The organism is Pseudomonas sp. AC252, from assembly GCF_979258105.1.
Window position 1 is genome coordinate 5504748 of the sequence record NZ_OZ409837.1, and the last position, 25245, is coordinate 5529992.

Below are 25245 nucleotides of genomic sequence, written 5' to 3' on the forward strand. Positions count from 1 at the left end.
AGACAATTCACAGCCAGCGCGCATCATCGCCCGCGTGTCACCAGTTTTCGATGGCAATCGGCCGGAGTCAGCAGCGCGCCGGCGGTCGAACGGACGACGATAGTCTCAACAGGCTCGGCCCGCTCATTGTCGAGCAATACCGAATGCTCCTCGCCTTGCGCGAACAGAAAGCGCTCGCCCCACTGACGCAGACTGACAACGATGGGAAACACCGCGCGGCCCATGTCAGTGAGCACGTATTCCTTGTAGGCACTGCCGTCGGACGCCGGTTGAATCTCCAGCACGCCAAGTTCGACCAGCCTTTTCAGCTTGGCCGAGAGTATGTTCTTCGCCAGCCCCAGCCGTTTCTGGAATTCGCTGAAACGGCGCACGTCATCGAATGCATCGCGGATAATCATCAAGGCCCAGCGATCGCCAATGGCCTCAAGGGTCCGGGCCACAGGGCATTCGCTCTGCGCCAAAAATTGCTGTCGGGCCATGTTGTTCCTGAACTGTGTCAGCGGCTGAATGTGGTTGCATTTAACAACCTGAATAGACAAAGATCAACGCCAGGTTTCAATTCAAAACCACAATACGAGGACGCAAGGATGCCCTGCCCCACGCAAACCCTGCTCGATCCAGACGATGCGGCTCACACCTCGTCGGCTGGTTTGAGTCGCTTACAGACTTTCCTTTTTGCGATCACCTGCGCCATGGCGGTGGCCAACGTTTACTTCGCCCAGCCGTTGCTCGAATCCATGGCCGTCAGCCTGGGCGTTTCGTCTGGTGCCATCGGCGTTGTAGTGACCGCCACCCAAGCCGGGTATGCCGTCGGCCTGTTGTTCATCGTGCCGCTGGGTGATTTGCTCGATCGCAAGAAGCTCATCATCAGCCAGTTGCTTTTGTCGGCGGTGGCGCTGTGCGCAGTCGGCTTCGCCGAAAGCTGGGGCATGCTGCTCGCAGCCATGGTGTTGGTAGGCTTGTTAGCGGTTGTCGTGCAAGTGGTGGTCGCCTGCACCGCCAGCCTGGCGAGCCCGGATCAGCGCGGTGCAGCCGTGGGCACCGTCACCAGCGGCGTCGTGCTTGGCATCCTGCTGGCGCGTTTCGTCTCCGGCGTAGTTGCCGACGTGGCGGGCTGGCGCAGCGTCTATTTCGTCTCGGCAATGATGATGATCGGTGTTGCGATCATGTTGTCGCGCACCCTGCCCGCTTCGGCGAAACCGCCCGCACAGGGCAATTACTGGCAATTGCTGCGTTCGGTCTTCCAGTTGTTTATGACTGAGCGCGTATTGCGGATCCGAGGCATGTTCGCGCTGCTCGTCTTTGCTGCATTCAGCGTGTTGTGGACGTCTATGGTGCTGCCGCTCAGCGCGCCGCCGCTGTCGCTCTCGCATACGCAGATCGGCCTGTTCGGCCTGGCCGGGGTGGCGGGCGCACTTGCCGCCGCACGGGCCGGACGCCTTGCCGATCGCGGTTTGGGCAATCGCACTACCGGCATCGCCTTGGCACTGTTGACCCTGTCGTGGTTGCCCATCGCGTTTGTCGAGCGTTCGCTGTTGGCGATGGCTGTGGGCGTAGTCCTGCTCGACTTCGCCGTGCAAGCGGTGCAGGTTACCAATCAGAGTCTGATCTTTGCCGCACGACCCGATGCGCAAAGCCGACTGGTCGGTGCGTATATGTGTTTTTACTCGATGGGCAGTGGCCTGGGCGCGATCGCAGCGACGTACACCTATGCGCATTTTGGCTGGGTTGGCGTTTGTCTGCTGGGAGCGACTATCAGTGCTGCGGCTATGGCTTATTGGGCATGGCTGGAATGGACTGACGCGTGAACCGCTGGCTGTTCACTATCGAAAGCCTTCGCGAGCAGGCTCGCTCCCACAGGATTTGCGAAAGGTGGAAGCGAGTCTGTTCGAAGAAAAGCGGCGCCGTGTGCCAATAACCCTGAGAACCTTACCGGGCTAATCTGCCTTCTTCTGCTGCATTTGTACTGATGCCTTGCTCTTGTCTTCGTCCTGGCTGGTCGCCTTGTTCGAATCGAAACAGCCATGCAACAGAAACATTGAGCAGAAGCCCAGGCATACACAGATTTTTTTCATGACGATCTCCTTAAACAGTGGTCAGGTTGCATCAATGCTCAGCCCTTGCTGTGCTCTGGCGACGAAGGCCCTTCCTTGACACCGCGCGGGCCGGCGATGCCCCACACGATCAGGCCGAGCACCGGGAACACGATCAGACCGATCGCCCAAGCGGCTTTGACGCCAACACTCTTGTTGCTGCGAAACACGCTGACAATCGCCCACAGGTCGACCAGCAGAATGATCACCGCCACGGCGATGGAAAAATAACTCGCTGCCTCGTTCATTTCGCAATCCTCCAATGACTGGTAAGCATTGGGCTACGCGGGATTTTCAGCGTTCAAAAAAATTGCCCGCGAGCGGCGCCAAGGGTTCAGCCACCTTCCGGATCCTGGCGGATCACGGAAATCTTGCCGTTGCGCTCAATGATCGCGAATTTGATCTGGTCGATGGTTTCAATGCCTTGGCTGGAGCGCGCCGCCTCCATGACATCCGCCTCGACCAGGCGCGCATGACGCAGACGTCGATGCAGCAGCTTGCCGTTCTCGACGATGATTGTCGGCTCGCCATCGATCAATCGCGAGACCCACCGGAACGCTGCTTGAGCAAGGAAAACCCAACGTCGATGGCGATCAGGGTGATGATCACCAGAAACGCATTGGTCAGGGAGAAATCGTCGCCCAGCAAGGCCTGCTGGGTGGCTTCACCGATGATCATCAGCAGCACGAAATCAAACGTCGTCAGCTCTGCCAGCGAACGCCGGCCGGCAATTTTGAACAGCACCATCAGTGCCAGATACATCGCGAGTGCGCGCAACACCGAGTCCATGGGTCACCTATGGATAAATGAATTGAGTGAGCCTGACTTCGCTCGAGCCCGGCGCGCGGATATGGCTGCGAAACAGGCCCAATCCGTCGCCGCGCAGGGTCAGGTAAAGCGTCGCCTGGCCCTGCGCGTCCGCCTGCAACCACAAGCGCATGCCCTGCGCTGAGCTGCGCATACGCACCGGCGCCGGCTGCATCGTTTCAATGCTGAAGCCATCGAGCAGCTCACCGCCGATGTCCAGTTCGACAGTGGCTTCAGGCGTCGCGTGCACGCTGAGTTTCAATGGGTTGGTCGAGCCGTTGCGATGGAACATCTCGTATTCAACCTGGACTTTGCCGTCGTCGCTGCGGGCGTCCTGCGAACTGAGCACGCCACGGGAAAACAGGCCCAACAGACCGAGCACCATGCATAGCACCAGCAGATACCAACCGATGTGCTCAAAGCGCCAGACCTTCAACTGATAGGCCATGTCCTCCTGCACCGGGAATTGTCGGCTCTTTAAATCGGGATGCTCAGCGTCAGGCTTCATCGGCTCCACCGCCCTTCACCCTGCAAAGCGCGACGATGAAAAACCGCCATCTGCTGCAAGGCGAACTCCGAAGCGCGGGTCTGCACTTCGCTGCGCGCGCCGGGAAACCACTGCTGGGTGCTGAACAGAAAATGTCCGTCATCGAACTGGAACGCCCAGGCGAAACACACGGTTCCGGCTTTTATCCCATCCATGTCGTCGGGGCCGAGAATGCCGGTGGTGGCGACCGCGACGTTGGCGGTGCTGTCGCGCAGCGCGCCGATCGCCATTTCACTGGCGACTTCGACGCTGGTCAGATTGAAGGTTTCCATGGTCGCCGGGCTGACGTGGAGCAAGCGCTGCTTGGCCTGCGGCGAGTAGACCACATAGCCGCATTCGATCAACTCGCCGCTGCCGGGCACTTCCGATAAAAGCATGACGATTTCTCCCGCCGTACAGGACTCAGCGGTGGTGATCATCAGTGAATGGTGACGCAGATATTCAATCGTTTCCTTGGCAATGGACATGGTGTGCTCTCGAAGCCTTTGTTGCCGGTTGACCATGCGTTGCGCTGATCATTCCGCTGGATCTGCTGAGCGTGCCAAAGGCCTTTTCCCGGAAAGTTTTCCGCCCCATTCGGTGCGATCACCTACCCTCATAGACTGTGCGATCCACTCGAGCCTGCCGCCCCCATGCGCTGTTCATCCAAGTCGTTGTTTTTGATTCTGTTGCTGCTGCTGATGCCGGGCAGCGCTGCACTGTGGGCGGCCGACCTTGCGGCGCCGGCGAACTCAAGCGCAGCGCCGCTGCCGGTGATTTCGCAAAGCGATCTGCAAGCCCTGCAACAACGCCTCGACGGGCTCAAGCAGCAGATTTCGGCAGCGAACAATTACAACCAGCTCGAAGGTCCGCAGGACCGGGTGCAGGCGTTCATTCTCGATGTCGACCGGCTGTCGGCAGCGCTGTTGCCACAACAGGCGCAACTGGCAGTGCAACTGGGTGTGCTCGGCACAGCGCCCGACGCGGAGGTGGCCGCCGAGCAAGCCGATATCGTCGCGCAGCGGGCGACGCTGGCGGAGCAGAAAAGCAAGGTCGACGGGACGCTGAAAAGCCTCGCCGCACTGAAACAGAATGCCGCCGACCTGATCACGCAAATCGCCGGCATCCGCCGCACCCTGCTGGAAAGTGAACTGACCCTGAGCACCCGTAGCGTATTGAGTCCGCACTTCTGGGCGCCGCTGGTCAGTCCAAGCGAGGACGACCGCCAGCGGCTACGCCTGTTCGTGGCACAGGTCGGTGACGTCTGGGCCACGGTCTGGGCGCCGGGCGAGCGTTTCTTCACCTGCGTGCTGGTGCTGCTGGCCCTGCTGATCTGGACGTTCGGCCGGCGTCTGGCTGAGCGCGGGCTGACCTGGTTCTGCATTCATCGCGTGGCGGAGGGCCGACTGCGGCGCAGTGCCTTGGCCTTCGCGTCAGCCATCGCGACGTTCATAACCACCGCCATCGCCCTGAAACTGCTGTTCTGCGCCTGTACCCGCCACGACGCCCTGCCGCCAGTGCTGGAGACGTTTTCCGAAGAGTTCGAAAAAGTCGTGTACGCCTGCGTGCTGATCACGGGACTCAGCCGCGCATTGCTGTCAACCGAACATCCGTCGTGGCGCCTGCCGGCGATTGCCGATCCGCTGGCGATGGCGCTCAAGCCTTATCCGCGGATTCTTGCCTGCACCTTGCTGGTTCTGGTGACGCTGGTGCAAGTCGCCAACGCCACAGGCATGAGCAGCAATATCGTTATGGCCGGGCGCGGTGTGATTTCGCTGGTGGTACTGGCAATCATCGGCACGATGCTGTTGCGCGTCGGCAAAGTGCGCAAGGCGCTGGTCGCGGCCAATGACCCCTCGGCGACGAACAGCGTGTTCGCCGGGCTGATCTACAGCGTCGCCAGCCTCTCGATGTTTGCCTCGGCCATCGCCTTGCTGGCGGGATATGTATCGTTGGCGCGGTTCATCAGTTATGAGCTGGTGTGGGGCTACATCGTGTTGTCGGGGTTTTACTTGCTGATTCAGTTGGTCAAGGATGCCTGTGAGCACCTGTTTTCGCCGAAGCACGCGAGCGGCCAGGCGCTCAAGCAACTGCTGGGGATCAGTGATCGGCGCCTCGATCAGATTTCTATTCTGCTGTCCGGCTTCAGCCGCGCCGGATTGATGTTGATGGCGCTGATTTCATTGTTTGTCGGCGGCATCGGCACCACGTTCGGCCAACTGATCACCAATATCATGTCGACCCTCGGCGGCGCCGGTTTGCGCAAGCTGAACATCGTCCCGGCACACCTGCTCAATGCGCTATTGGCGCTGCTGATAGGCATCTGGCTGATCCGCGCATTGAGCCGCTGGCTCGATAACGAGTTCCTGCCCAAGACCGACATGGACCCAGGCATGTGCGCGTCGCTGAGCACACTGTTCTCCAATATCGGCTACGCCTTTGTGATTCTGCTGACACTGTCGTCGCTGGGTGTGCAGTGGACGAACCTGGCGTGGATCGTCAGTGCGCTGTCGGTGGGCATTGGCTTTGGTTTGCAGGAGATCGTCAAGAATTTCGTCTCCGGCCTGATCCTGCTCACCGAGCGCCCGGTGAAGGTCGGCGACCTGATCAGCATCAGCGGCGTCGAGGGCGACATCCGCCGCATCAACGTGCGCGCCACGGAAATCCAGCTCAGCGACCGCTCGATCGTGATCGTGCCCAACTCGCAGCTGATCTCGCAGAACCTGCGTAACGTTACCCTCGGCGGCAGTGCTCAGGGCGTGGCATCGCTGGAGCTGGTGTTCCCGCTGGATATCGATCCTGAGCAGGTCAAACAGCTGCTGCTGGATGCGTATCACGAGAACGAAACCATCCTCGATAAACCGGTGCCGTTCGTGCGTTTCAGCAAGTTGTCGCCGGACGGCATAACCCTCACGGTCACCGGTTATGTCGGTAGCCCGAGGATCGTAGGACTGACCAAAAGTGATCTGTTGTTCGAAGTGCTCAAGCGCTTGGGCGCGGCGGGCATTGCGCTGGCGAAACCGCCAGCGGCGTGACTCGGCTACCGCTTGCCCGAGTTGTCGACGCTGGCCGTACTGCTGCGTGGCGTCAGCTCGAACGGCAGAACGGCATGCCTTTCTGACAGCGGCAGTTTTTCGATCAGGGCAATCAGCATCTCGACCGCTTTGGTCCCGAAGACTTCGGCCGGTTGCGAAATAGTAGTCAGCGGCGGATCGCAGTAGGCAGCCATGGGAATGTCGTCGAAACCGACCAGTGAAATGTCCTCGGGCACACGCAGTCCCGCTTGGCGGATGCGCTTGAGCGCACCGATGGCCATTTCATCGTTTTCACAGAACAGCGCGGTGGGTCTATTGACCATTGCCAGCATCCTTTCCGCTCCTGCGAAGCCGGCTTCAAGGGTGAAGTTGCCATGGCAAATCAGTGCCTCGTCAAAGGCGATTCCGGCCTCGCGCAATGCCGCTTCGTAGCCTGCCAGTCGATCGCGGGTCAGCGGGCTGTTTTTCGAGCCTTTGATCAGGCCGATGCGTCGGTGTCCCAATGCAATCAGGTGATCGGTCATGGCTTTGGCAGCGCCGACGTTGTCGAGGCTGATGGTCGGATAACGCCCGGCCTTGACCACTTCGCAAGCGTTGACGATGGGCGGTAGATCGGCGTCGGCCGGAGCGTGTTCGAACGGGTCGTAGGCGCGCAACTGGATCACCCCGTCGGCCTGATAGGCGTATACCAGCTCGGCGAATTGCCGCTCCAGTTCTTCCCGGCCCTGGGTGTCGCAGAGCAGCAAGCGATAGCCGGCGGCCTGCGCCGCTTGCTGGGCGCCGCTGATGACCCGGGCAAAAAAGGTGTTGGCGATGGTCGGCACCAGAATCACCAGATTGCCGGTACGCCGCGAGCGGAACTGCACGGCCATCAGATTCGGCCGATAGCCGGCCTGCTCCACGGCGGCCATGACGCGCTCACGGGTTGGCGCGAGGACGCGCTCGGGCGATTTCAACGTACGAGACACCGTCGCCACGGAAACGCCGGCCAGCCGAGCCACTTCGCGAATATTGGACAAAACCACCTCGTTGATTCATGCCGATCAGGCGCGGAGCTTACCGCAGGCGACGAGCGATCGAAACGCTGTCGATCATCCGTTGGCATTTGACACTCGGCTAATTCACGCCTAGATTTCGCCCACGATGTAACCGGTTACATCATTATCAAACTTGCATCAAGCTACCGAGACGACTGCCATGTACGCTGCCGCAAAAAAATAAGAATGGGTTTCGTCGGCGGCGGTGAAGGCTCCTTCATCGCCCGTGCCCACCGGCAAGCCGCCGGCCTCGACGGACGCTTCGAACTGGTCTGTGGCGCGTTCAGCCGGGACTCGGCGAATAATCAGCGCACCGCTGCGGCCTTGGGTGTTGCTGCCGAGCGTTGTTATGACGACTGGCAAACCCTGCTCGCCCGCGAGGCCGCCCTGCCCGCCGAGCAGCGCATGCAACTGCTGGTCATCGTCACCCCCAATCATCTGCACGCCCCGATTGCCCGCGAAGCATTGAGCGCCGGTTTTCACGTGTTCAGCGAGAAACCCGCGGCGCTGAACCTCGCCGAGGTGCAGGCGCTGCGCTCGGTGGTCATCAACAGCCAGCGAATTTACGGGCTGGCGCACACCTACCTCGGTTACGCGATGGTCTGGCAGGCCCGCGAAATGGTCGTCAGCGGCGTGCTCGGGCGCGTGCGCAAAGTCCTCGTCGAATACCCGCAAGGCTGGCTCAGCACAGATGTCGCCGGGCAAGGCAACAAGCAGGCCGGCTGGCGCGACGACCCGGCGCAGTCCGGGATCGGCGGCTGCATCGGCGATATCGGCACTCATGCGTTTTCCCTGGCGGAGTTCGTTGCCGGCCAATCGATCCAGTTCATCAGCGCGATGCTCGGCGCGCATGTCGAGGCTCGGCAACTGGATGACGATGTGGCGATGCTATTCAAAATGAGCGACGGCGCCAGTGGTGTATTGCTTGCCAGCCAGGTCTGCGCCGGTGAAGAGAACCCGCTGAAGATTCGCGTCTACGGGGACAAGGGTGGACTTGAATGGCGGCAGGAAGAACCGGCCAGCCTGATTCATCGACCATTGGACGAGCCGATGCGCGTTCTGCGTTCCGGCGTCGGACAACCGTGGCTGTGCGCCGCCGCAACCCAGCGCATGCGCCTGCCCGCCGGGCATCCCGAAGGTTATCTGGAAGCCATGGCCAATCTGTACGGCGACCTCGCCGAAGCGATTCTACAAGGCACTGAGGAACATCAAGCGCCGGGCGTTCCGGGCATTGAAACCGGCCTGCGCGGCATGGCGTTTATCGAAACCGCCATCGCCAATCATCTTGGCAACGAGAAGTGGAGCGAGATCCCCGGCCAACTGACAGGAGCCCCGCACAATGAACAGTAATCAGCAGAACGCCGCAGGTTTGAAAGGCCCCGGTATCTTCCTCGCGCAGTTCATCGCTGACGAAGCGCCTTTCGACTCGCTCGCCAACATCGCCGAATGGGCGGCCTCGCAAGGCTACAAAGCCATCCAGGTACCGACCCTCGGCACACGCTTCATCGATCTGCAGCGCGCCGCTGAGAGCCAGGATTACTGCGACGAGCTTATCGCTGTCTGCGCCCGCGCCGGCGTGGTAATCAGTGAGCTGTCGACGCACCTGCAGGGGCAATTGGTCGCGGTGCATCCGGCGTTTGACAGCCTGTTCGACGACTTCGCCCCGCAAGTACTGCGCGGCAAACCCCGCGAGCGCACCGACTGGGCCATCGAACAGTTGAAACTGGCCGCCCGTGCCAGCCAGCGTTTGGGACTTACAGCCCACGCGACCTTCTCCGGCGCCCTGCTCTGGCCCTACGTCTATCCGTGGCCGCAACGTCCGGCTGGCTTGGTCGAGCAAGGTTTCGCCGAACTGGGCAAGCGCTGGCTGCCGATTCTCGACTGCTTCGAAGAGGCAGGCGTTGATCTGTGCTACGAAATCCATCCCGGCGAAGACTTGCATGACGGCGCGTCGTTCGAGCAGTTTCTCGAAGCGGTGAACCACCACCCTCGTGCCGCAATTCTGTATGACCCGAGTCATCTGCTGCTGCAGCAAATGGACTACCTCGGCTTCATCGATCGTTACCACCAACGCATCCGCATGTTCCACGTCAAGGATGCCGAGTTCCGCCCCGATGCGCGCTCCGGCGTCTACGGCGGTTATCAGGGTTGGGTCGAGCGTCCCGGACGCTTTCGCTCGCTGGGCGACGGCCAGATCGATTTCAAATCGATCTTCAGCAAATTGTGCCAATACGACTTCAACGGCTGGGCCGTGCTCGAGTGGGAATGCTGCCTGAAAGACTCCGCACAGGGCGCGGCGGAAGGCGCGGCCTTCATCGAGCGGCACATGATCCGCAAGACCGCCAAGGCTTTCGACGATTTCGCCGGGGTCAGCGCTGACGCCGCTTCCAACCGGCGCTTGCTCGGCCTGACTGACGACTGATTCATCCGCGTTACCGACATAAAAACAATACGGTGATCTGAAATGGACGTAATGAATGCGCGACTCAGCGTGATGATGTTTTTGCAGTTTTTCATCTGGGGTGGCTGGTTCGTCACCCTCGGTACTTTTCTCGCGACAACGCTGGCCGCCAGCGGTGGTCAGGTCGGCATGGCCTTCGCCACACAGTCCTGGGGCGCGATTCTGGCACCGTTTGTCATTGGGCTGATCGCCGACCGTTTCTTCAATGCCGAACGCATTCTGGCGGTGCTGCATCTGCTTGGCGCAGTGTTGCTCTATCAGCTTTATCGCGCGGCGGATTTCAGCGCGTTCTATCCCTACGTGCTCGCCTACATGATGGTCTACATGCCGACATTGGCGCTGGTGAACGCCGTGGCGTTCCGCCAGATCAAAGACCCGGCCCTGGAGTTCTCGCGCATTCGCGTGTGGGGCACCGTGGGCTGGATCGTCGCTGGGGTGGTGATCAGCTTCGTATTCGCCTGGGACTCGCAGCAAAGCATAGCGGCCGGGGGCTTGCGCAATACGTTCCTGATGTCCGCCGTCGCGTCGCTGCTATTGGGGCTTTACAGCTTCAGTCTGCCGAACACTGCGCCGCTGAAAACCGCAGCGGGCTCATCAAGCCTCAAGCAGATGCTCGGCGTGGATGCGTTGGGTTTGCTCAAGGATCGCAGCTATCTGGTGTTCTTCCTTGCCTCGATCCTGATCTGCATTCCGCTGGCGTTCTATTACCAGAATGCCAATCCGTTTCTGGCCGAGATCGGCGTGACCAACCCGACGGCGAAGATGGCGATCGGTCAGGTGTCGGAAGTGCTGTTCATGTTGCTGTTGCCGCTGTTCATCCATCGCTTCGGCATCAAGATCGCACTCCTGGTCGGCATGGCTGCCTGGGCGTTGCGCTACGTGCTGTTTGCCTTCGGCAATAACGACGATCAGGCATTCATGTTGCTGATCGGCATTGCCCTGCATGGCGTGTGCTATGACTTCTTCTTCGTGTCCGGGCAAATCTACACCGATGCCAAGGCACCGGAACGCTTCCGCAGCTCGGCGCAAGGTTTGATCACCTTGGCCACATACGGGTTGGGCATGTTGATTGGGTTCTGGATTGCGGGACGGATTACCGATCACTTCACATCAAGCGCGGGGCATGACTGGAGAAGCATCTGGCTGTTCCCCGCCGGTTTTTCCGTGGTGGTATTGCTGTGCTTCTGGGCGACATTCAAGAGCCGCGATCGCGACAAGGCCGTGCTGCCGAGTGCGGTTTAGAGCAGAGTTGTAAACCGTGAATAGAGCGAATGCCGCCTGTGGTTGAGGCGGCATTCTTTATCGATGCTCATCGTTGAGCTCAAGCGGTGCGACGTTCGAGCAGACGGTCAGCGTCACCTTCGGCGACCCGATTACCTTGCAGATGATCGGAACCGTCAGAAGCGACCGCATCGCTGAACAGTGGGTCAGTTTCGGTCGCAGCGACTGCATCGCTGAACAGCGGGTCGGTTTCGGTGGCGGCTACCGCGTCGCTGAACAAGCGGTCTGTTTGAGTGGCGGCCGCGACCGCATCACTGAACAGCGGGTCGGTTTCGGTGGCGGCGAAGGCATTCAGTGCAAAAACCGAGAAAGCGATACCGAGGATAGTCTGGCGTTTCATGATGATGTGCTCCGAGTTGCAGTGGTTGGGTATGGAGCCGATCTTACGCCGCACCATGGATATGAGAACTTCATTGACTTAATGGTTGTTATTGACGCAATCAATAGCTGGTCGAGCATCAGCCGCTATTGGGTCGATCTTGGTGCTATTGCTTACGTCACCAAGCGAAACGCCCTACAAAGTCGAAAGCATAAAGCCGACAATCTCATTTTTGACAGTATTATTCACACAAAAAAAGACCCGTATCAGTCGAAACCGAAACGGGTCTTTTCCCACTTAGACGACCTTATTTCAAGTCGTCAAAGTGATCTCGCAGGAACTCGTAAAAGCGCAAGGCTTTCAACAATCTCCATACAAGGCTCAGCGTACGCAGCAAAAGCTTCATACGTTTTGGCCTCCAGGGCTGGCGGCCAAACCTCCAGCAAACTTACCGGACCATGCGTGCCTTCAGCCTACATGTTGGTGTAGCTAGTGAGGCGGCCGGTTGAAATCCCTCCGAGACATCATTCCGGCGCGGGTGCGAATCCGCGTCAGAGGGCGTAAAACCTTTTGCGCCCCCAGCCAAACCTCACTGCTCTACCAACAAGATGAGCGCGGGCATCTTAACGCAGAAATCAGAAGAGAAAACCCGAGTAGCCAAGGTTATCCTGCGGCTACGACAGAACCTTTGTAAAATCGTATTTCTGACAATGTTTATTGACAAACCTGAATTCAGTTTTATGCGCTGGACGTTCCGAAAAAACCTCGCACACCACGCTAAACCTTCGTTGCACTGACGGGAGAAACTCAATACCATGCGCGGACATGTTGGTGTGGCTAGTGATGCACACGGCCTCGGCTCCAAACCGAGGCATGAAAAACCGCCCCGCGAAGGCGGTTTTTTTCGTCTGCGTTTTCTGGTCCCATCCAAGGCACATTGCCTGACCCGATCCCCCCTGCGCACCTGCACAAATCTTCTAAACAATCTCCTCCTCCACGCGGTATTTTGGAAACGCCCCTGCTCAACCGCCCTATGGAGTCCTCCCATGGACAAACGCAACTGGATCTCGCTCTCCCAGGATGACGATACCGGGATCGAGTCGATTCGTGCGCATTTCCGTGGGCATGCCTACGATCCACACTGGCATGACAGTTTTCTCGTCGGAGTGACCGAGCAAGGCGTCCAGCAATTCAACTGCCGCCGGGTGCGTCATCGCAGTACGCCGGGGCACGTGTTTCTGCTCGAGCCGGGTGAAATCCACGACGGCCATGCGCCGACGGAGGATGGCTTTACCTACTCCATGCTGTATCTCGATCCGCACTGGCTGGAGCGCGAACTGCACGCGCTGTTCGAAGAGGCGCCCGCCGACAGTCAGCCAGGCTTTGCCGACACCCTGAGCCACGATCCGCGCCTGTCGGCGGCGATCGTGCAAGCCTTCCACGCGTTACATGACGGCGATCTGCGCATCGTCCGGCAGACTGCGCTGGATGGCCTGCTGGCGTCCCTCACCCGCCATCTCGACTGGCGCAAGCGTCAGGACTTCGATCCGCGCCTGCCACTGGTTGCGCAGGTCGCGCGGGACTATCTGCATGCCCACACCTATGAAGACATCGGCCTCGACGACCTTGCGCAAGCCTGTGGCGTCGATCGTTTTCGCCTGACCCGCGCCTTCAAAGCCGCTTTCGGTCTGGCACCCCACGCCTACCTGATCCAGCTGCGCCTGGCCAAGGCGCGGCAATTGCTCGCACGCGGCGAGACGCCAGCGCAGGTGGCCAGCGTGCTCGGTTTTGCCGATCAGAGTCATCTCGGTCGCTGGTTCCGCCGCGCCTACCAACTGACCCCGGCGGACTACCGCAGACGCTGCTCAAATCGTCCAGACTGAGGCCTTCGCGCTGACGATCATGGTGTCCTGTTTCGACATTCAGGAATTTGCACCATGGCGTCTTTACTGCCCTTTCTGCTGTTTGCTTTCGTTGCCTCGATCACCCCGGGGCCGACCAATATTCTGGTGCTGAGCCACAGTTCCCGGCGCGGATTGATTGCCACGTTGCCGATCATTTTTGGCGCCTGTGCGGCGGCGGCGCTGATTGTGCTGGTGGTCGGGCTCGGTGCTGGCGAAACCCTGTTGCGCTTTCCGCGCGTGCAACAAGCGATGGCGTGGGGCGGTGTGCTCTGGCTGAGTTGGCTGGCGTGGCAGATCTTTCGCAGCCCGCCGCCATCGCTGGACCCGAATGCCGCGCAGGAACAAGGTTTGAGCGTATTCGGCGCGGCGCTGCTGCAACTGGTCAACCCTAAGGTGTGGATGATGGCTGTGGCCGTGGTCAGCGTATTTGTTGGCGGCGGCGACAAGACGCTGCGCCTGCTGGTGTTGTCGCTGGCGTTTCTGCTGGTATCGCTGCCGTGTATGACGCTCTGGGCATTGCTCGGCGTTGGCAGCGCACGCTTGCTCAGCTCACCGCAAGCGTTCAAACGAATGAACGCGGCGCTGGCCCTCCTTCTGCTGCTCTCGGCGTGGCTGGCCGTGTTGGTCTAAAGCCCGGTGGCTTGCCGGTATTCACGCGGGGTGAATCCGGTCGAGGCCTTGAACTGACGGGTGAAAGCGCTGTGATCGGTGTAGCCGCATTGCAGCGCAACCTCGGTGATCGGCAAGTCGCTGTGCAGCAATCGATGCGCGTGTTCCAGGCGGACTTTCTGAATCATCTGCCGTGGTGTCAGGTGAAAAACGCGTTTGCAATAGCGCTCAAGTTGCGCCACGGAAATCCCGGCGATCCGTGTCAGTTCACCCAGCGTCACCCGCCGGTTGAAGTTGCCGCGAATGTATTCATCGACCGCCGCCAAACGCTCGAACGCCGGATGGGTTTCACTGGCTGATTGCAGATCCACCGAGATCCCCACCAGGCCGATGATCGTCCCGTCACGGTTGTAGATCGGCCGCTTGTGGGTGAGGCACCACCCAGGCTCGCGACTACCATACAGGTGCAGTTCGAGCTGATCCTCCAGCACAAATCCTTCCTCCAGCACCTTGCGATCCTGCTCGGTATAACCGGGGCCCAACTGCGCCGGGAACACCTGCGCACTGGTTTTGCCGAGCAACGGGCGCAAATCCTTCAAACCACAACGTTGCACCAGCGTGCGGTTGGCCAGCACATAGCGCGCTTGCAGGTCCTTGATGAAGATCGCCGCATTGGGGATCACATCGAGTATCGGCAACAGCTGCGCCGCACTGGCGACCATCTCTTCGAGGGTCTGCGCACGCAAGCCGTCAGTGCCCTGGCACAGGATCGAAAACGCTGACTGCATCAAAGACTTCCCCTCGAGCTGAACCACCATAAATGCCACTCGCGAGCAGATTGCAGCAACGTCGCGGCCCTGTCGAGGCCGCGCATTCATCGGCGCCATTGTGCTGAATTCGTCATCGATCCCGGCATAAAACATCAATCGCCGCCACTGCCGAGCGGTGCAAAGTCTGCTCGTCCCCGTGACACAACTGCCTATCCAATAACTCACAAGAAGGCGATGCCATGTCAGGCCAAGGCAAGTTCAAAAAACAGCTTTCATTGATCGACCTCACCTTTATCGGACTCGGAGCGATCTTCGGTTCCGGCTGGTTGTTTGCCGCCAGCCATGTCTCGGCGATTGCCGGGCCGGCGGGGATATTCTCCTGGTTGCTGGGCGGTTTCGCCGTGTTGCTGCTCGGTATCGTGTACTGCGAACTGGGCGCCGCACTGCCCCGGGCCGGCGGCGTGGTGCGCTACCCGGTTTACTCCCACGGCCCGCTGCTCGGCTACCTGATGGGCTTCATCACCCTGATTGCGTTTTCCAGTCTGGTGGCGATCGAAGTGGTCGCCTCGCGCCAATACGCGGCGGCGTGGTTTCCGGGCCTGACCAAGGCTGGCAGTGGCGATCCGACCATCCTCGGCTGGCTGGTGCAGTTCGGCCTGCTGTGCGTGTTTTTCCTGCTCAACTACCGCAGCGTGAAGACCTTCGCCAAGGCCAATAATCTGGTCAGCGTGTTCAAATTCATCGTGCCGTTGCTGGTGATCGGCGTGCTCTTCACCTTCTTCAAACCGGAGAATTTCCAGGTTCAGGGATTCGCCCCATTCGGACTGTCCGGCGTGGAAATGGCGGTCTCCGCTGGCGGGATCATCTTTGCCTATCTGGGCCTGACGCCGATCATTTCCGTGGCCAGCGAAGTAAAAAATCCACAGCGCACCATTCCCATCGCGCTGATTCTCTCGGTGCTGCTGTCGACCCTGATTTACGTGCTGCTGCAAATGGCCTTTCTCGGCAGCATCCCGACGGACATGCTCGCCAACGGCTGGGCCGGTATCAGCAAGGAATTCGCCCTGCCCTATCGCGACATCGCCCTGGCGCTCGGTGTGGGCTGGCTGGCGTATCTGGTGGTTGCCGATGCGGTGATCTCGCCGAGCGGCTGCGGCAACATCTACATGAACGCCACCCCGCGAGTGATCTACGGCTGGGCGCAGACTGGCACCTTCTTCAAGGTCTTCACTCACATCGATGAAAAGTCCGGCATCCCGCGTCCGGCGCTGTGGCTGACCTTCGCCCTGTCGGTGTTCTGGACCTTGCCGTTTCCATCGTGGGAAGCGCTGATCAACGTGGTCTCCGCCGCGCTGGTGTTGAGCTATGCGGTGGCGCCAGTGTCGGTCGCGGCGCTGCGGCGCAATGCGCCGGACATGCCGCGCCCGTTCCGGGTCAAGAGCATGGGCCTGCTCGGGCCGGTGTCGTTCATCATCGCCGCGCTCATCGTCTACTGGTCGGGCTGGAACACCGTGTCTTGGCTGCTTGGCCTGCAGATTCTGATGTTTGTCATCTACCTGTTCTGCGGCCGCTTTGTGCCGACCGCACACCTGAGCCTGGCGCGTCAGGTGCGTTCTTCGGCGTGGCTGATCGCCTTCTACGCGGTGACCATCGTGCTGTCGAAACTCGGCACCTTCGGTGGCCTGGGCATCCTCGCCCATCCGTTCGACACCATTGTCGTCGCCGCTTGCGCCACCGGCATTTACTACTGGGGCGCAGCGACCGGCGTGCCTGCCCATCTGCTGCGTCTGGACGACGAGGACGAAGAAAGCGAAAGCCCTGCGCCCTCGCCCACCGTCAACGCCCGCCCTGCCGGCGCCTACTGAAATCATACAACGGGATCTCTTCATGAAACGAGTACACGTCATTGATTCCCACACCGGCGGCGAACCGACGCGACTGGTGATGAGCGGCTTCCCCGATTTGTCCGGCAACAGCATGGTCGAGAAACGCGACGCCCTGCGCAGCCAGCACGATCAGTGGCGCCGCGCCTGTCTGCTCGAACCGCGTGGCAACGATGTGCTGGTCGGCGCGCTGTATTGCCCGCCGGTCTCGCCGGACGCGACCTGCGGGGTGATCTTCTTCAACAACGCCGGATACCTGGGCATGTGCGGCCACGGCACCATCGGCCTGATCAACTCGTTGCAGCATCTGGGGAAAATCCAGCCGGGCGTGCACGGGATCGACACACCGGTGGGGCAAGTCAGCGCGACGCTGCACGACGATGGTTCGGTCACCCTGGGCAACGTGCCCGCTTACCGTTATCGCAAACAGGTGCCGGTGGACGTACCCGGTTTCGGTCGCGTTGTCGGCGATATCGCCTACGGCGGCAACTGGTTTTACCTCGTCTCCGAGCATGGCCAGACGCTGACCATGGACAACGTCGAACACCTGACGGAGTACACCTGGGCGATGCTCAAAGCGCTGGAAGATCAGGGCATCTATGGCGAAGACGGCGCGCTCATCGACCACATCGAACTGTTCGCCGACGACGACAACGCCGACAGCCGCAACTTCGTTATGTGCCCCGGCAAAGCCTATGACCGCTCGCCGTGCGGCACCGGCACCAGCGCCAAACTCGCCTGTCTGGCCGCCGACGACAAGCTGCAGCCCGGCGCGCTATGGGTTCAGGCGAGCATCACTGGCAGCCAGTTCGAAGGCCGCTTCGAATGGGAGGGCGAACGCATTCGCCCGTTCATCACCGGCCGCGCCTACATGACCGCCGACAGCACCTTGCTGATCGACGACACCGACCCGTTCGCGTGGGGCATCTGAGCCGTCACGCCGATTTTTCACCTCGAATCAAACGAAATGCCAAGGAGTTGAACCATGAGCGACAACATCTTCACCGGCTGCATGCCGGCCCTGATGACCCCGTGCACCGCCCAGCGCAAACCGGATTTCGAAGCGCTGGTGGCCAAGGGTCGCGAGCTGATCGATATCGGCATGAGCGCCGTGGTTTATTGCGGCTCAATGGGCGACTGGCCGCTGCTCACCGAAGCCGAGCGCCAGGAAGGCGTGGCGCGTCTGGTCGCCGCCGGGGTGCCGACCATCGTCGGCACTGGCGCAGTGAATACCCGTGAAGCAGTCTCCCACGCAGCGCATGCGGCGAAAGTCGGCGCGCAAGGCTTGATGGTCATCCCGCGCGTGCTCTCCCGTGGCGCCTCGGCGACGGCGCAAAAGGCGCACTTCGCCGCGATTCTGCAAGCCGCGCCGAACTTGCCGGCGGTGATCTACAACAGTCCCTACTACGGCTTCGCCACCCGCGCTGATCTGTTTTTCGAACTGCGCCGCGAATACCCGAACCTGATCGGCTTCAAGGAATTCGGCGGCGGCGCGGACCTGCGCTACGCAGCCGAGAACATCACCTCCAAGGATGACGACGTGACGCTGATGGTCGGCGTCGACACGCAGGTGGTGCACGGTTTCGTCAACTGCAACGCCACCGGCGCCATTACCGGCATCGGCAACGCCCTGCCCCGCGAAGTGCTGCAACTGGTGGCGCTGAGCAAGCAGGCCGCGCAAGGCGATGCCAAGGCCCGGCGTCAGGCGCGGGAGCTGGAGTCGGCGCTGGCGGTGCTGTCATCGTTCGACGAAGGTTGCGATCTGGTGCTGTATTACAAGCACCTGATGGTGCTCAACGGCGACAAGGAATACACCCTGCACTTCAATGAAACCGATGTGCTGAGCGACTCGCAACGGCGCTATGCCGAGAAGCAGTATTCGCTGTTCCGTCACTGGTACGAAAACTGGTCCGCCGAGCAGAACTTCGCCTGACTTCTACCTGCCGCGAGTCAAAACGATTCGCGGCAGGCCTCGCTCATTTCACAGGAAGACACTATGACTCTGACGGGCAACATGCTGATCGGCCAACAATCCGTGGCGGGTACGCGTCCGGCCTTTCGCGGGATCGATCCGGCGACCAACCAGGCACTTGAACCGCAGTTCGCCGGGGCGTCAGCCGAACAGGTGGAACAGGCCTGCGCTTTGGCTTGGGCGGCGCAAGACGCGTACCGCGAAACCAGCCTGAGCGCCCGTGCGGCATTTCTAGAAAGCATTGCCGAGCACATCGACAACCTTGGCGATGAACTGATCGAACGCGCCCACGCCGAAACCGGTTTGCCGCGCGCGCGCCTTGAGGGTGAACGCGGGCGCACCTGCCAGCAATTGCGCCTGTTCGCCCGCACGGTGCGCGCCGGTGAATGGCTGGACGTGCGCGTCGACCATGCGCAACCACAACGCCAGCCACTGCCGCGCTCCGACCTGCGGCAACGACAGATTGCCTTGGGGCCGGTCGCGGTGTTTGGTGCGAGCAACTTTCCGCTGGCATTTTCCGTGGCCGGTGGCGACACCGCTGCGGCGTTGGCGGCTGGTTGCCCGGTGATCGTCAAGGCGCACAGCGCGCATCCGGGCATCAGCGAACTGGTCGGCCGCGCAGTCGCGCAAGCGGTCAAAGCCTGCGCTCTGCCCGAGGGCGTGTTTTCCTTATTGTTCGATTCTGGCTACGAAGTCGGCATCGCACTGGTCAGCGACTGGCGCATCAAAGCCGCTGGTTTCACTGGCTCGCGCACTGGCGGTCTGGCCTTGATGAAAGCTGCGCAAGCGCGGCCCGAGCCGATCCCGGTGTATGCGGAAATGAGCTCGATCAACCCGGTTTTGCTGTTTCCCGCCGCGCTGGAAAATCGCGCGCAGGCGCTGGCCGAAGGGTTTGTCGCGTCGCTGACATTGGGCGCCGGGCAGTTCTGCACCAACCCGGGATTGTTGATTGCCCGCAAAGGCCCGGCGCTCGACGGGTTCCTCAGCGCGGTGGCTGAACTGATCCTGCGCAGCGCGGCGCAAACCATGCTCACGCCCGGCATTTTCGGCGCCTATCAAGCAGGCGTGACGGCTCTGCAAGGCAATCCCCGTGCACGCGCGGTAGCGGTTGGCCAAGTCGGCAGCGGCGCGAATCAGTGTCAGACGCATGTCTTCAGCACCGAGGCGGCGAATTTTCTTGCCGATCAGCGTTTGCAAGCTGAGGTCTTCGGCGCTGCATCGCTGATCGTGCAATGCAGCACTGACGAGGAAATCCGTCAGGTCTGCGCACACCTCGAAGGCCAACTCACCGCGACCCTGCACATGGATGACGCAGACCTTGCAATGGCGCGTACGTTGCTGCCGACCCTGGAGCGCAAGGCCGGGCGCTTGCTGGTCAATGGCTGGCCGACCGGCGTGGAAGTCTGCGAGGCGATGGTGCATGGCGGGCCTTACCCGGCGACCTCGGATGCGCGCAGCACTTCGGTCGGCACTGCGGCGATCCTGCGTTTCCTGCGGCCGGTGTGCTATCAGGATTTCCCTGACAGCTTGCTGCCGACGGCGCTGCAACAGGCCAATCCGCTCAACCTTCGGCGCTTGCTCGGTGGCCAACGGGAAGCGACACGCCATGACGAATAACCCTTCGCACGACATCGCCGTGGTCGGCGCCGGGATCATCGGCGTGGCTTGCGCACTGCGCCTGGCGCGCCAGGGTTTGCGCGTGGTGGTCATCGATCAGCAGGAACCGGGGCATGGCGCTTCGTTCGGCAATGCCGGACATCTGGCCACTGAGCAGGTATTTCCGATTGCAGACGTGTCGATCCTCAAGCGTTTGCCGGCCATGCTCATGGACCCGATGGGACCGCTGCGCCTGGACTGGAAATATCTGCCGAGGGCCCTGCCATGGTTCACCCGGCTGCTGCTGAATCTGCGGCCTGAGCCTTTTCAGAAAACCGTCGCCGGCTTGCGTGCGCTGAATGAAAGCAGTCTCGACGCGTGGCAGCGCTTGCTCAGCGATATCCAGCGCACCGATCTGCTCAAGGTTGACGGCTCGTTACTGGTCTTCGAAAAACCTGAATCCCGACAGGCCATCGAAGCGTTGCAGGCACGCCTGAAGCAGCAGCAAGTGCCGGTGGATTACTGGCCAACCGGCGCGATCCGCGAAACCGCGCCGCAGCTCAACGAGCAGATTCGTGGCGGACTATTTTTCCCACGCACTGGCCATTTCCTCGATCCCTATCGCGTAGTGTGTGCACTGGTCGAGGCGGCTCGCAGCAGCGGCGTGAGTTTTCTCCAGCAGCGGGTTCAGGGCGGCTACGTGCAGGAAAACGGCGTTTTACTGGTGACGGGCAACGGCGGTGTGACGGCCAGCCGCGTTTTACTGGCCTGCGGTGCACACTCGGCGAAACTTACCGCCGCGCTGACCGGCAAGCAGGTGCCGCTGGACACCGAACGCGGCTATCACCTGATGCTGCCGCATGAGCATGATCGCTTGCCCTTCCCCGTCACCTCGCTGGAACGCAAATTCATCATGACGCCAATGCGCGAAGGCCTGCGCCTGGCCGGCACAGTCGAGTTCGCCGGGCTGGAGCGGCCGGCGAACATGGCGCGCGCCTGGCAGTTGCAGCGTTTGAGCCAAGGTCTGTTTCGCAAGGACCTGAACGCTGATGGCGCAACTCCATGGATGGGCTTTCGCCCGTCGCTGCCGGATTCGCTGCCGGTGATCGATCAGGTGTGCGACGGCAAGGTGTTGCTCGCCTTCGGTCATCAACATCTGGGGTTGACCCAGGCGGCGGTGACGGCGGAGATGATCGGGCAAATGCTCTCAGGCGCGACCGTCGCGCTGCCCGACACCGAGCCCTATCGACTGGCGCGTTTCTAAGCGTGCTTCAGCGCATCGCCGTGATGCATGGCCAAATGGCCGGTCTTGTCGCTCTGGACCTCGTACTGCGGCGCGTCTTTCGAGGCCGGGCGGTGGAGGCCCATGAACTCGGTGTCGCGGGTGTGCACCTTGACCACTTTGCCGTGAATCTCGCCGGCCTCGGAATTCCAGCGCACCGCATCGCCGACCTTGAATGAGCTGCTCATCATTGCGTCCTCGCTCTGGCTTGTTGGTTTATGGAGCTGCGCGCGTTGCAGAAATTCCGCATTTTTGCGAGGCGACCGAAGGCAGGCAAAAAAATCGAACGGCGAATATCGCCCGCACCTCCAACTTGCACAAGCCATAGAAAACGGCCATGACGAGGTGTGAGATGAATAACGATCAAGGCAAGCAAGGTGACGATCCGCTCCCAACCACGCCCGACCCGCTCAGTCCGGGGCGTACCGAGGTCGATCCGATGAAGGAGCGCGGCATCGATGAGCTACCCGACAACGAAGGCGAAATCCCGCTGGATGATGACAGTACCGGCCTGGATCCGGAGCGCGTACGTCAGGAAACCGATAACGCCGAGATGGACGACCAGCCCAATCCGCGTTGAGCCTTGAAAGGCAGCCGTCCCTACGGTTGCCTTTCGCTTCGCTATCAACGGCAGAATCAGGCAAGCATTGCACAGAAATGCACTACTTCACGCCCGGCCCCAGGCGCAACAATGGGCGTCCGATTCCCCCATGGAGGATGCTCACATGCTTGTGCAAGCCTACGGCGCCCACGCTGGCGACAAACCCCTTGAGCCCATGCAGATCAACCGCCGCGCCCCGGCGGCGCACGACGTACAGATCGATATCGCCTTCTGCGGCATCTGCCATTCCGACTTGCATCAGGTGCGCGCCGAATGGGCTGGCACGCAATTCCCTTGCGTCCCCGGCCATGAAATCGTTGGCCGCGTCTCGGCCGTCGGCGACCACGTCAAGCACTACAAGGTCGGCGATCTGGTTGGCGTCGGGTGCATCGTCGACAGCTGCCAGCACTGCGATGACTGCGACTCCGGCCTGGAAAATTACTGCGACGGCATGATCGGCACCTACAACTTCCCGACCCCGGACGCACCGGGCTGGACCCTCGGCGGTTACTCGCAAAACATCGTCGTGCACGAGCGCTACGTGTTGCGCATTCGTCATCCCGAAACGCAACTGGCCGCCGTCGCGCCGCTGCTCTGCGCTGGCATCACCACTTATTCGCCGCTGCGCCACTGGAACGCCGGCCCCGGCAAGAAAGTCGGCGTGGTCGGCATCGGTGGCCTCGGCCACATGGGCATCAAACTGGCCCACGCCATGGGCGCGCATGTCGTCGCATTCACTACTTCCGAATCCAAGCGTGAAGCGGCCAAGGCACTGGGCGCGGACGAAGTGGTGGTGTCGCGCAATGCCGAGGAAATGGCGGCACACGCCAAGAGCTTCGACTTCATCCTCAATACCGTCGCAGCGCCGCACGATCTCGACGCCTTCCTCGTGCTGCTCAAGCGCGATGGCGCGTTGACCCTGGTCGGTGCGCCTGCCTCGCCGCATCCATCGCCGAACGTGTTCAACCTGATCACCAAGCGGCGGACCATTGCCGGCTCAATGATCGGCGGCATTCCCGAGACTCAGGAGATGCTGGATTTCTGCGCCGAGCACGGCATCGTTTCCGACATCGAATTGATCCGTGCCGACCAGATCAATGAGTCCTACGAGCGCATGCTCAAGGGCGATGTGAAATACCGCTTCGTCATCGACAACGCAACCCTCGCCGGCTAAGCGCCAACGTCCATCGGCAGCGACATGCTGCCGATGGCTCGGGGAATCCATCGGCGCGATTTGACAGCGCCCACGTTGCTCGCCACAGTCGCACCCCTTTTTCCACCGTTGGGTGAACAGGGGTCGCCGTTGAACCAACAGACATTGTCCATGCGCCTTGAACGCGTCGCCGCCCATGTGCCAGTGGGGGCGCGACTGGCCGATATCGGCTCCGATCACGGTTACCTGCCGGTGGCCTTGCTGCGCCGCGGACTTATTACAGCGGCGGTGGCTGGCGAGGTCGCGTTGACGCCATTTCACGCGGCGCAACGCACCGTTAAGGACAACGACCTGCACGGCCAGATCAGCGTGCGCCTGGCCGATGGCCTGGCGGCAATCAAACCTGACGATGCGATCAGCGCCATCACCCTGTGCGGCATGGGTGGCGAAACCATTCGCGATATTTTCGACAATGGCAAAGCCCATCTCAGCGGCCACGAACGCTTGGTCCTGCAACCCAACGGCGGCGAGCAAGCGTTGCGCCAGTGGTTGATGGATAACGGCTACCGGATCGTTTGCGAAGAAGTGCTGCACGAGAACCGCTTCGACTACGAAATTATCGTTGCCGAACGTGCCTCTGATCCGGTGACTTACGATGCCAGGGAGCTGTTTTTCGGACCGCTGCATCTGCGGGCACGCTGCCCGGCATTTCTGCATAAATGGCAACGCAGGCTGAAGCAGCGGCAGAAGACGTTGGGGCAGTTTGCGCGAGCACAACAGACGTTGCCGGAGGACAAAATTCGGGCGCTGAGGCAAGAGATGCAGTGGATCAGCGACTTGCTCGGGTGACTGTGCCGCCGCCTTCGCGAGCAGGCTCGCTGCCACAGGAAATTGCATTTCTCCTGAGGAAAACACGGTCAACTGTGGGAGCGAGCCTGCTCGCGAAAGCGGTGGGTCAAGCTACAGAGCAACCAAGTTGGCCGCAGCCGTCGGAAAAACAACAAGCCTGCTGTTAAAAGCAGGCTTTTTCGTGGGTGGTGAACTTACTTCTGCTGCGTCAGCGCCGAGTAGCTGTTCATCAGGTTGCGGTAGTTGGGAATCCGCTGCGACAGCAGGTTGCCCAGGCCTTCGATGTCGTTGCGCCAGTCGCGGTGCAGCTCGCAGGCCACCGAGAACCAGTTCATCATCTGCGCGCCAGCCTGAGTCATGCGGCTCCACGCGGCTTGCTGCACGGTGGTGTTGAAGGTGCCGGAGGCATCAGTGACCACGAACACATCAAAGCCTTCCGCCAGTGCCGACAGGGTCGGGAACGCTACACACACATCGGTCACCACGCCGGCAATGATGATCTGCTTGCGCCCGGTGGCCTTGATTGCCTTGACGAAGTCTTCGTTGTCCCAGGCGTTGATCTGACCTGGGCGAGCTATGTAAGGCGCGTCCGGGAACATCTCTTTCAGCTCCGGTACCAGCGGGCCGTTCGGGCCTTGTTCGAAGCTGGTGGTGAGGATCGTCGGCAGGTCAAAGAACTTGGCCAGATCCGCCAGCGCCAGCACGTTGTTCTTGAACTCGTTCGGCGAGAAGTCCTGCACCAGCGAGATCAGACCGGTCTGGTGGTCAACCAGCAGCACGATAGCGTCGTCTTTGTTCAGGCGGTTGTAGGTTGGAGTGGTCATGGTGTACGTCCCTTTTCAAGTTTGAAGTTTTGTTGTTGCGTTCAAGTTGGGTACAGATTACTGACGCACAGCAAAGGGATAAATCGGCTGAAAAGCGTTTCACCGTCCACTCAAACGGGACAATCATTCGAGGCCCGCTCTGATTAGATACACCACAGTACAAATGATGTACCTCAGCCCCCATTTATCAACTCGGCACAACTTCCTAAAGTCTCCTCCAACAGCCACCCGCCATTCCGACGG

25 protein-coding genes and 1 pseudogene are annotated in these 25245 nt (G+C 60.8%); 15 read left to right on the top strand and 11 right to left on the bottom strand.

From position 1 onward, the window contains the following. Positions 1–23 precede the first annotated feature (23 nt). The gene (locus ACZZZ4_RS24980; RefSeq protein WP_463549063.1) at positions 24–479 is read right to left on the bottom strand and encodes a winged helix-turn-helix transcriptional regulator; all 456 of its coding nucleotides are present in this window, start codon (positions 477–479) and stop codon (positions 24–26) included. A 108-nt stretch (positions 480–587) separates the two neighbouring features. On the opposite strand from ACZZZ4_RS24980, the gene ACZZZ4_RS24985 reads away from it, so the two are divergent. Beyond that, entirely contained in the window at positions 588–1808 is a 1221-nt protein-coding gene (locus ACZZZ4_RS24985; RefSeq protein ID WP_039763177.1) for an MFS transporter, read from the top strand. Positions 1809–1937: 129 nt separating this feature from the next. Here the strand turns inward: ACZZZ4_RS24985 and ACZZZ4_RS24990 are convergent, their stop codons facing one another. The 5 genes and pseudogenes from ACZZZ4_RS24990 to ACZZZ4_RS25010 all read right to left on the bottom strand — a co-directional run bounded on the left by ACZZZ4_RS24990 (position 1938) and on the right by ACZZZ4_RS25010 (position 3914). Then, complete coding sequence (locus tag ACZZZ4_RS24990; protein ID WP_165368439.1) at positions 1938–2075, bottom strand: hypothetical protein; 138 nt, start codon at positions 2073–2075, stop codon at positions 1938–1940. A 38-nt stretch (positions 2076–2113) separates the two neighbouring features. After that, positions 2114–2341 carry a PLD nuclease N-terminal domain-containing protein gene (locus ACZZZ4_RS24995; RefSeq protein ID WP_024012535.1) on the bottom strand — a complete coding sequence of 76 codons (228 nt, stop codon included), beginning with the start codon at positions 2339–2341 and terminating at the stop codon, positions 2114–2116. 86 nt (positions 2342–2427) lie between these two features. Beyond that, positions 2428–2882, bottom strand: a pseudogene (locus ACZZZ4_RS25000) (DUF421 domain-containing protein). Positions 2883–2889: 7 nt separating this feature from the next. Beyond that, positions 2890–3408: a hypothetical protein gene (locus tag ACZZZ4_RS25005; RefSeq protein WP_463549064.1), complete on the bottom strand. Its 519-nt coding sequence runs from the start codon at positions 3406–3408 to the stop codon at positions 2890–2892. Next, on the bottom strand, positions 3405–3914 hold the full coding sequence (locus tag ACZZZ4_RS25010; protein ID WP_463549065.1) for a CinA family protein: 510 nt from the start codon (positions 3912–3914) through the stop codon (positions 3405–3407). The genes ACZZZ4_RS25005 and ACZZZ4_RS25010 overlap by 4 nt, the downstream gene beginning before the upstream one ends. A 165-nt stretch (positions 3915–4079) precedes the next feature. Here ACZZZ4_RS25010 and ACZZZ4_RS25015 point away from each other — a divergent pair, with 165 nt between their 5' ends. Then, a complete protein-coding gene (locus ACZZZ4_RS25015) occupies positions 4080–6461 on the top strand; it encodes a DUF3772 domain-containing protein (protein WP_463549066.1) in 2382 nt (793 codons plus the stop codon). Positions 6462–6466: 5 nt separating this feature from the next. Here the strand turns inward: ACZZZ4_RS25015 and ACZZZ4_RS25020 are convergent, their stop codons facing one another. After that, positions 6467–7480 (bottom strand): LacI family DNA-binding transcriptional regulator, encoded by a 1014-nt coding sequence (locus tag ACZZZ4_RS25020; protein ID WP_463549067.1) that lies wholly within the window; start codon positions 7478–7480, stop codon positions 6467–6469. 204 nt (positions 7481–7684) lie between these two features. On the opposite strand from ACZZZ4_RS25020, the gene ACZZZ4_RS25025 reads away from it, so the two are divergent. The 3 genes from ACZZZ4_RS25025 to ACZZZ4_RS25035 are packed head-to-tail and all read left to right on the top strand — an operon-like array spanning position 7685 to position 11201. Further along, positions 7685–8848: a Gfo/Idh/MocA family protein gene (locus ACZZZ4_RS25025; protein ID WP_463549068.1), complete on the top strand. Its 1164-nt coding sequence runs from the start codon at positions 7685–7687 to the stop codon at positions 8846–8848. Further along, the gene (locus ACZZZ4_RS25030) at positions 8838–9920 is read left to right on the top strand and encodes a sugar phosphate isomerase/epimerase family protein (protein WP_463549069.1); all 1083 of its coding nucleotides are present in this window, start codon (positions 8838–8840) and stop codon (positions 9918–9920) included. Before ACZZZ4_RS25025 ends, ACZZZ4_RS25030 begins: the two co-directional genes overlap by 11 nt. Positions 9921–9962: 42 nt before the next feature. Beyond that, entirely contained in the window at positions 9963–11201 is a 1239-nt protein-coding gene (locus ACZZZ4_RS25035) for a nucleoside permease (RefSeq protein ID WP_463549070.1), read from the top strand. A gap of 79 nt (positions 11202–11280) precedes the next feature. Here ACZZZ4_RS25035 and ACZZZ4_RS25040 read toward each other — a convergent pair whose 3' ends face one another. Further along, the gene (locus ACZZZ4_RS25040; RefSeq protein WP_463549071.1) at positions 11281–11580 is read right to left on the bottom strand and encodes a hypothetical protein; all 300 of its coding nucleotides are present in this window, start codon (positions 11578–11580) and stop codon (positions 11281–11283) included. A gap of 1025 nt (positions 11581–12605) precedes the next feature. Between ACZZZ4_RS25040 and ACZZZ4_RS25045 the strand changes: the two genes are divergently transcribed. Both ACZZZ4_RS25045 and ACZZZ4_RS25050 read left to right on the top strand, forming a co-directional pair. Further along, positions 12606–13442 (top strand): AraC family transcriptional regulator, encoded by an 837-nt coding sequence (locus tag ACZZZ4_RS25045; RefSeq protein ID WP_463549072.1) that lies wholly within the window; start codon positions 12606–12608, stop codon positions 13440–13442. 54 nt (positions 13443–13496) lie between these two features. Beyond that, a complete protein-coding gene (locus tag ACZZZ4_RS25050; RefSeq protein WP_122746929.1) occupies positions 13497–14093 on the top strand; it encodes a LysE family translocator in 597 nt (198 codons plus the stop codon). Here ACZZZ4_RS25050 and ACZZZ4_RS25055 read toward each other — a convergent pair. After that, on the bottom strand, positions 14090–14860 hold the full coding sequence (locus ACZZZ4_RS25055) for a PAS domain-containing protein (protein ID WP_463549073.1): 771 nt from the start codon (positions 14858–14860) through the stop codon (positions 14090–14092). The two genes, ACZZZ4_RS25050 and ACZZZ4_RS25055, sit on opposite strands and share 4 nt — an antisense overlap. 221 nt (positions 14861–15081) lie before the next feature. Here ACZZZ4_RS25055 and ACZZZ4_RS25060 point away from each other — a divergent pair, with 221 nt between their 5' ends. From ACZZZ4_RS25060 to ACZZZ4_RS25080, 5 genes are all read left to right on the top strand, one after another. Beyond that, positions 15082–16707: an APC family permease gene (locus ACZZZ4_RS25060; protein ID WP_463549074.1), complete on the top strand. Its 1626-nt coding sequence runs from the start codon at positions 15082–15084 to the stop codon at positions 16705–16707. A 22-nt stretch (positions 16708–16729) separates the two neighbouring features. Then, on the top strand, positions 16730–17656 hold the full coding sequence (locus tag ACZZZ4_RS25065; RefSeq protein ID WP_463549075.1) for a 4-hydroxyproline epimerase: 927 nt from the start codon (positions 16730–16732) through the stop codon (positions 17654–17656). 54 nt (positions 17657–17710) lie between these two features. After that, complete coding sequence (locus ACZZZ4_RS25070) at positions 17711–18658, top strand: dihydrodipicolinate synthase family protein (RefSeq protein ID WP_415762139.1); 948 nt, start codon at positions 17711–17713, stop codon at positions 18656–18658. 63 nt (positions 18659–18721) lie between these two features. Then, on the top strand, positions 18722–20314 hold the full coding sequence (locus ACZZZ4_RS25075; protein ID WP_463549076.1) for an aldehyde dehydrogenase (NADP(+)): 1593 nt from the start codon (positions 18722–18724) through the stop codon (positions 20312–20314). Then, positions 20304–21557: an NAD(P)/FAD-dependent oxidoreductase gene (locus ACZZZ4_RS25080; protein ID WP_415762137.1), complete on the top strand. Its 1254-nt coding sequence runs from the start codon at positions 20304–20306 to the stop codon at positions 21555–21557. Before ACZZZ4_RS25075 ends, ACZZZ4_RS25080 begins: the two co-directional genes overlap by 11 nt. On the opposite strand, the gene ACZZZ4_RS25085 is transcribed toward ACZZZ4_RS25080, so the two are convergent. Beyond that, positions 21554–21763 (bottom strand): hypervirulence associated TUDOR domain-containing protein, encoded by a 210-nt coding sequence (locus ACZZZ4_RS25085; RefSeq protein ID WP_463549077.1) that lies wholly within the window; start codon positions 21761–21763, stop codon positions 21554–21556. The genes ACZZZ4_RS25080 and ACZZZ4_RS25085 overlap by 4 nt on opposite strands. Positions 21764–21927: 164 nt before the next feature. On the opposite strand from ACZZZ4_RS25085, the gene ACZZZ4_RS25090 reads away from it, so the two are divergent. From ACZZZ4_RS25090 to ACZZZ4_RS25100, 3 genes are all read left to right on the top strand, one after another. Continuing rightward, positions 21928–22155: a hypothetical protein gene (locus tag ACZZZ4_RS25090; protein WP_056784730.1), complete on the top strand. Its 228-nt coding sequence runs from the start codon at positions 21928–21930 to the stop codon at positions 22153–22155. A gap of 145 nt (positions 22156–22300) precedes the next feature. Continuing rightward, positions 22301–23350: an NAD(P)-dependent alcohol dehydrogenase gene (locus tag ACZZZ4_RS25095; RefSeq protein WP_463549078.1), complete on the top strand. Its 1050-nt coding sequence runs from the start codon at positions 22301–22303 to the stop codon at positions 23348–23350. A gap of 129 nt (positions 23351–23479) precedes the next feature. Further along, the gene (locus tag ACZZZ4_RS25100) at positions 23480–24178 is read left to right on the top strand and encodes a tRNA (adenine(22)-N(1))-methyltransferase (RefSeq protein WP_463549079.1); all 699 of its coding nucleotides are present in this window, start codon (positions 23480–23482) and stop codon (positions 24176–24178) included. A gap of 194 nt (positions 24179–24372) precedes the next feature. On the opposite strand, the gene ycaC is transcribed toward ACZZZ4_RS25100, so the two are convergent. Further along, the gene (gene ycaC, locus ACZZZ4_RS25105; RefSeq protein WP_016774235.1) at positions 24373–25002 is read right to left on the bottom strand and encodes an isochorismate family cysteine hydrolase YcaC; all 630 of its coding nucleotides are present in this window, start codon (positions 25000–25002) and stop codon (positions 24373–24375) included. Positions 25003–25245 lie beyond the last annotated feature (243 nt).

Coding starts and splice junctions, on each gene's coding strand:
- ACZZZ4_RS24980 (WP_463549063.1), bottom strand. CDS start 479: ATGGCCCGACAGCAATTTTTGGCGCAGAGCGAATGCCCTGTGGCCCGG.
- ACZZZ4_RS24985 (WP_039763177.1), top strand. CDS start 588: ATGCCCTGCCCCACGCAAACCCTGCTCGATCCAGACGATGCGGCTCAC.
- ACZZZ4_RS24990 (WP_165368439.1), bottom strand. CDS start 2,075: ATGAAAAAAATCTGTGTATGCCTGGGCTTCTGCTCAATGTTTCTGTTG.
- ACZZZ4_RS24995 (WP_024012535.1), bottom strand. CDS start 2,341: ATGAACGAGGCAGCGAGTTATTTTTCCATCGCCGTGGCGGTGATCATT.
- ACZZZ4_RS25005 (WP_463549064.1), bottom strand. CDS start 3,408: ATGAAGCCTGACGCTGAGCATCCCGATTTAAAGAGCCGACAATTCCCG.
- ACZZZ4_RS25010 (WP_463549065.1), bottom strand. CDS start 3,914: ATGTCCATTGCCAAGGAAACGATTGAATATCTGCGTCACCATTCACTG.
- ACZZZ4_RS25015 (WP_463549066.1), top strand. CDS start 4,080: ATGCGCTGTTCATCCAAGTCGTTGTTTTTGATTCTGTTGCTGCTGCTG.
- ACZZZ4_RS25025 (WP_463549068.1), top strand. CDS start 7,685: ATGGGTTTCGTCGGCGGCGGTGAAGGCTCCTTCATCGCCCGTGCCCAC.
- ACZZZ4_RS25030 (WP_463549069.1), top strand. CDS start 8,838: ATGAACAGTAATCAGCAGAACGCCGCAGGTTTGAAAGGCCCCGGTATC.
- ACZZZ4_RS25035 (WP_463549070.1), top strand. CDS start 9,963: ATGGACGTAATGAATGCGCGACTCAGCGTGATGATGTTTTTGCAGTTT.
- ACZZZ4_RS25040 (WP_463549071.1), bottom strand. CDS start 11,580: ATGAAACGCCAGACTATCCTCGGTATCGCTTTCTCGGTTTTTGCACTG.
- ACZZZ4_RS25045 (WP_463549072.1), top strand. CDS start 12,606: ATGGACAAACGCAACTGGATCTCGCTCTCCCAGGATGACGATACCGGG.
- ACZZZ4_RS25050 (WP_122746929.1), top strand. CDS start 13,497: ATGGCGTCTTTACTGCCCTTTCTGCTGTTTGCTTTCGTTGCCTCGATC.
- ACZZZ4_RS25055 (WP_463549073.1), bottom strand. CDS start 14,860: ATGCAGTCAGCGTTTTCGATCCTGTGCCAGGGCACTGACGGCTTGCGT.
- ACZZZ4_RS25060 (WP_463549074.1), top strand. CDS start 15,082: ATGTCAGGCCAAGGCAAGTTCAAAAAACAGCTTTCATTGATCGACCTC.
- ACZZZ4_RS25065 (WP_463549075.1), top strand. CDS start 16,730: ATGAAACGAGTACACGTCATTGATTCCCACACCGGCGGCGAACCGACG.
- ACZZZ4_RS25070 (WP_415762139.1), top strand. CDS start 17,711: ATGAGCGACAACATCTTCACCGGCTGCATGCCGGCCCTGATGACCCCG.
- ACZZZ4_RS25075 (WP_463549076.1), top strand. CDS start 18,722: ATGACTCTGACGGGCAACATGCTGATCGGCCAACAATCCGTGGCGGGT.
- ACZZZ4_RS25080 (WP_415762137.1), top strand. CDS start 20,304: ATGACGAATAACCCTTCGCACGACATCGCCGTGGTCGGCGCCGGGATC.
- ACZZZ4_RS25085 (WP_463549077.1), bottom strand. CDS start 21,763: ATGAGCAGCTCATTCAAGGTCGGCGATGCGGTGCGCTGGAATTCCGAG.
- ACZZZ4_RS25090 (WP_056784730.1), top strand. CDS start 21,928: ATGAATAACGATCAAGGCAAGCAAGGTGACGATCCGCTCCCAACCACG.
- ACZZZ4_RS25095 (WP_463549078.1), top strand. CDS start 22,301: ATGCTTGTGCAAGCCTACGGCGCCCACGCTGGCGACAAACCCCTTGAG.
- ycaC (WP_016774235.1), bottom strand. CDS start 25,002: ATGACCACTCCAACCTACAACCGCCTGAACAAAGACGACGCTATCGTG.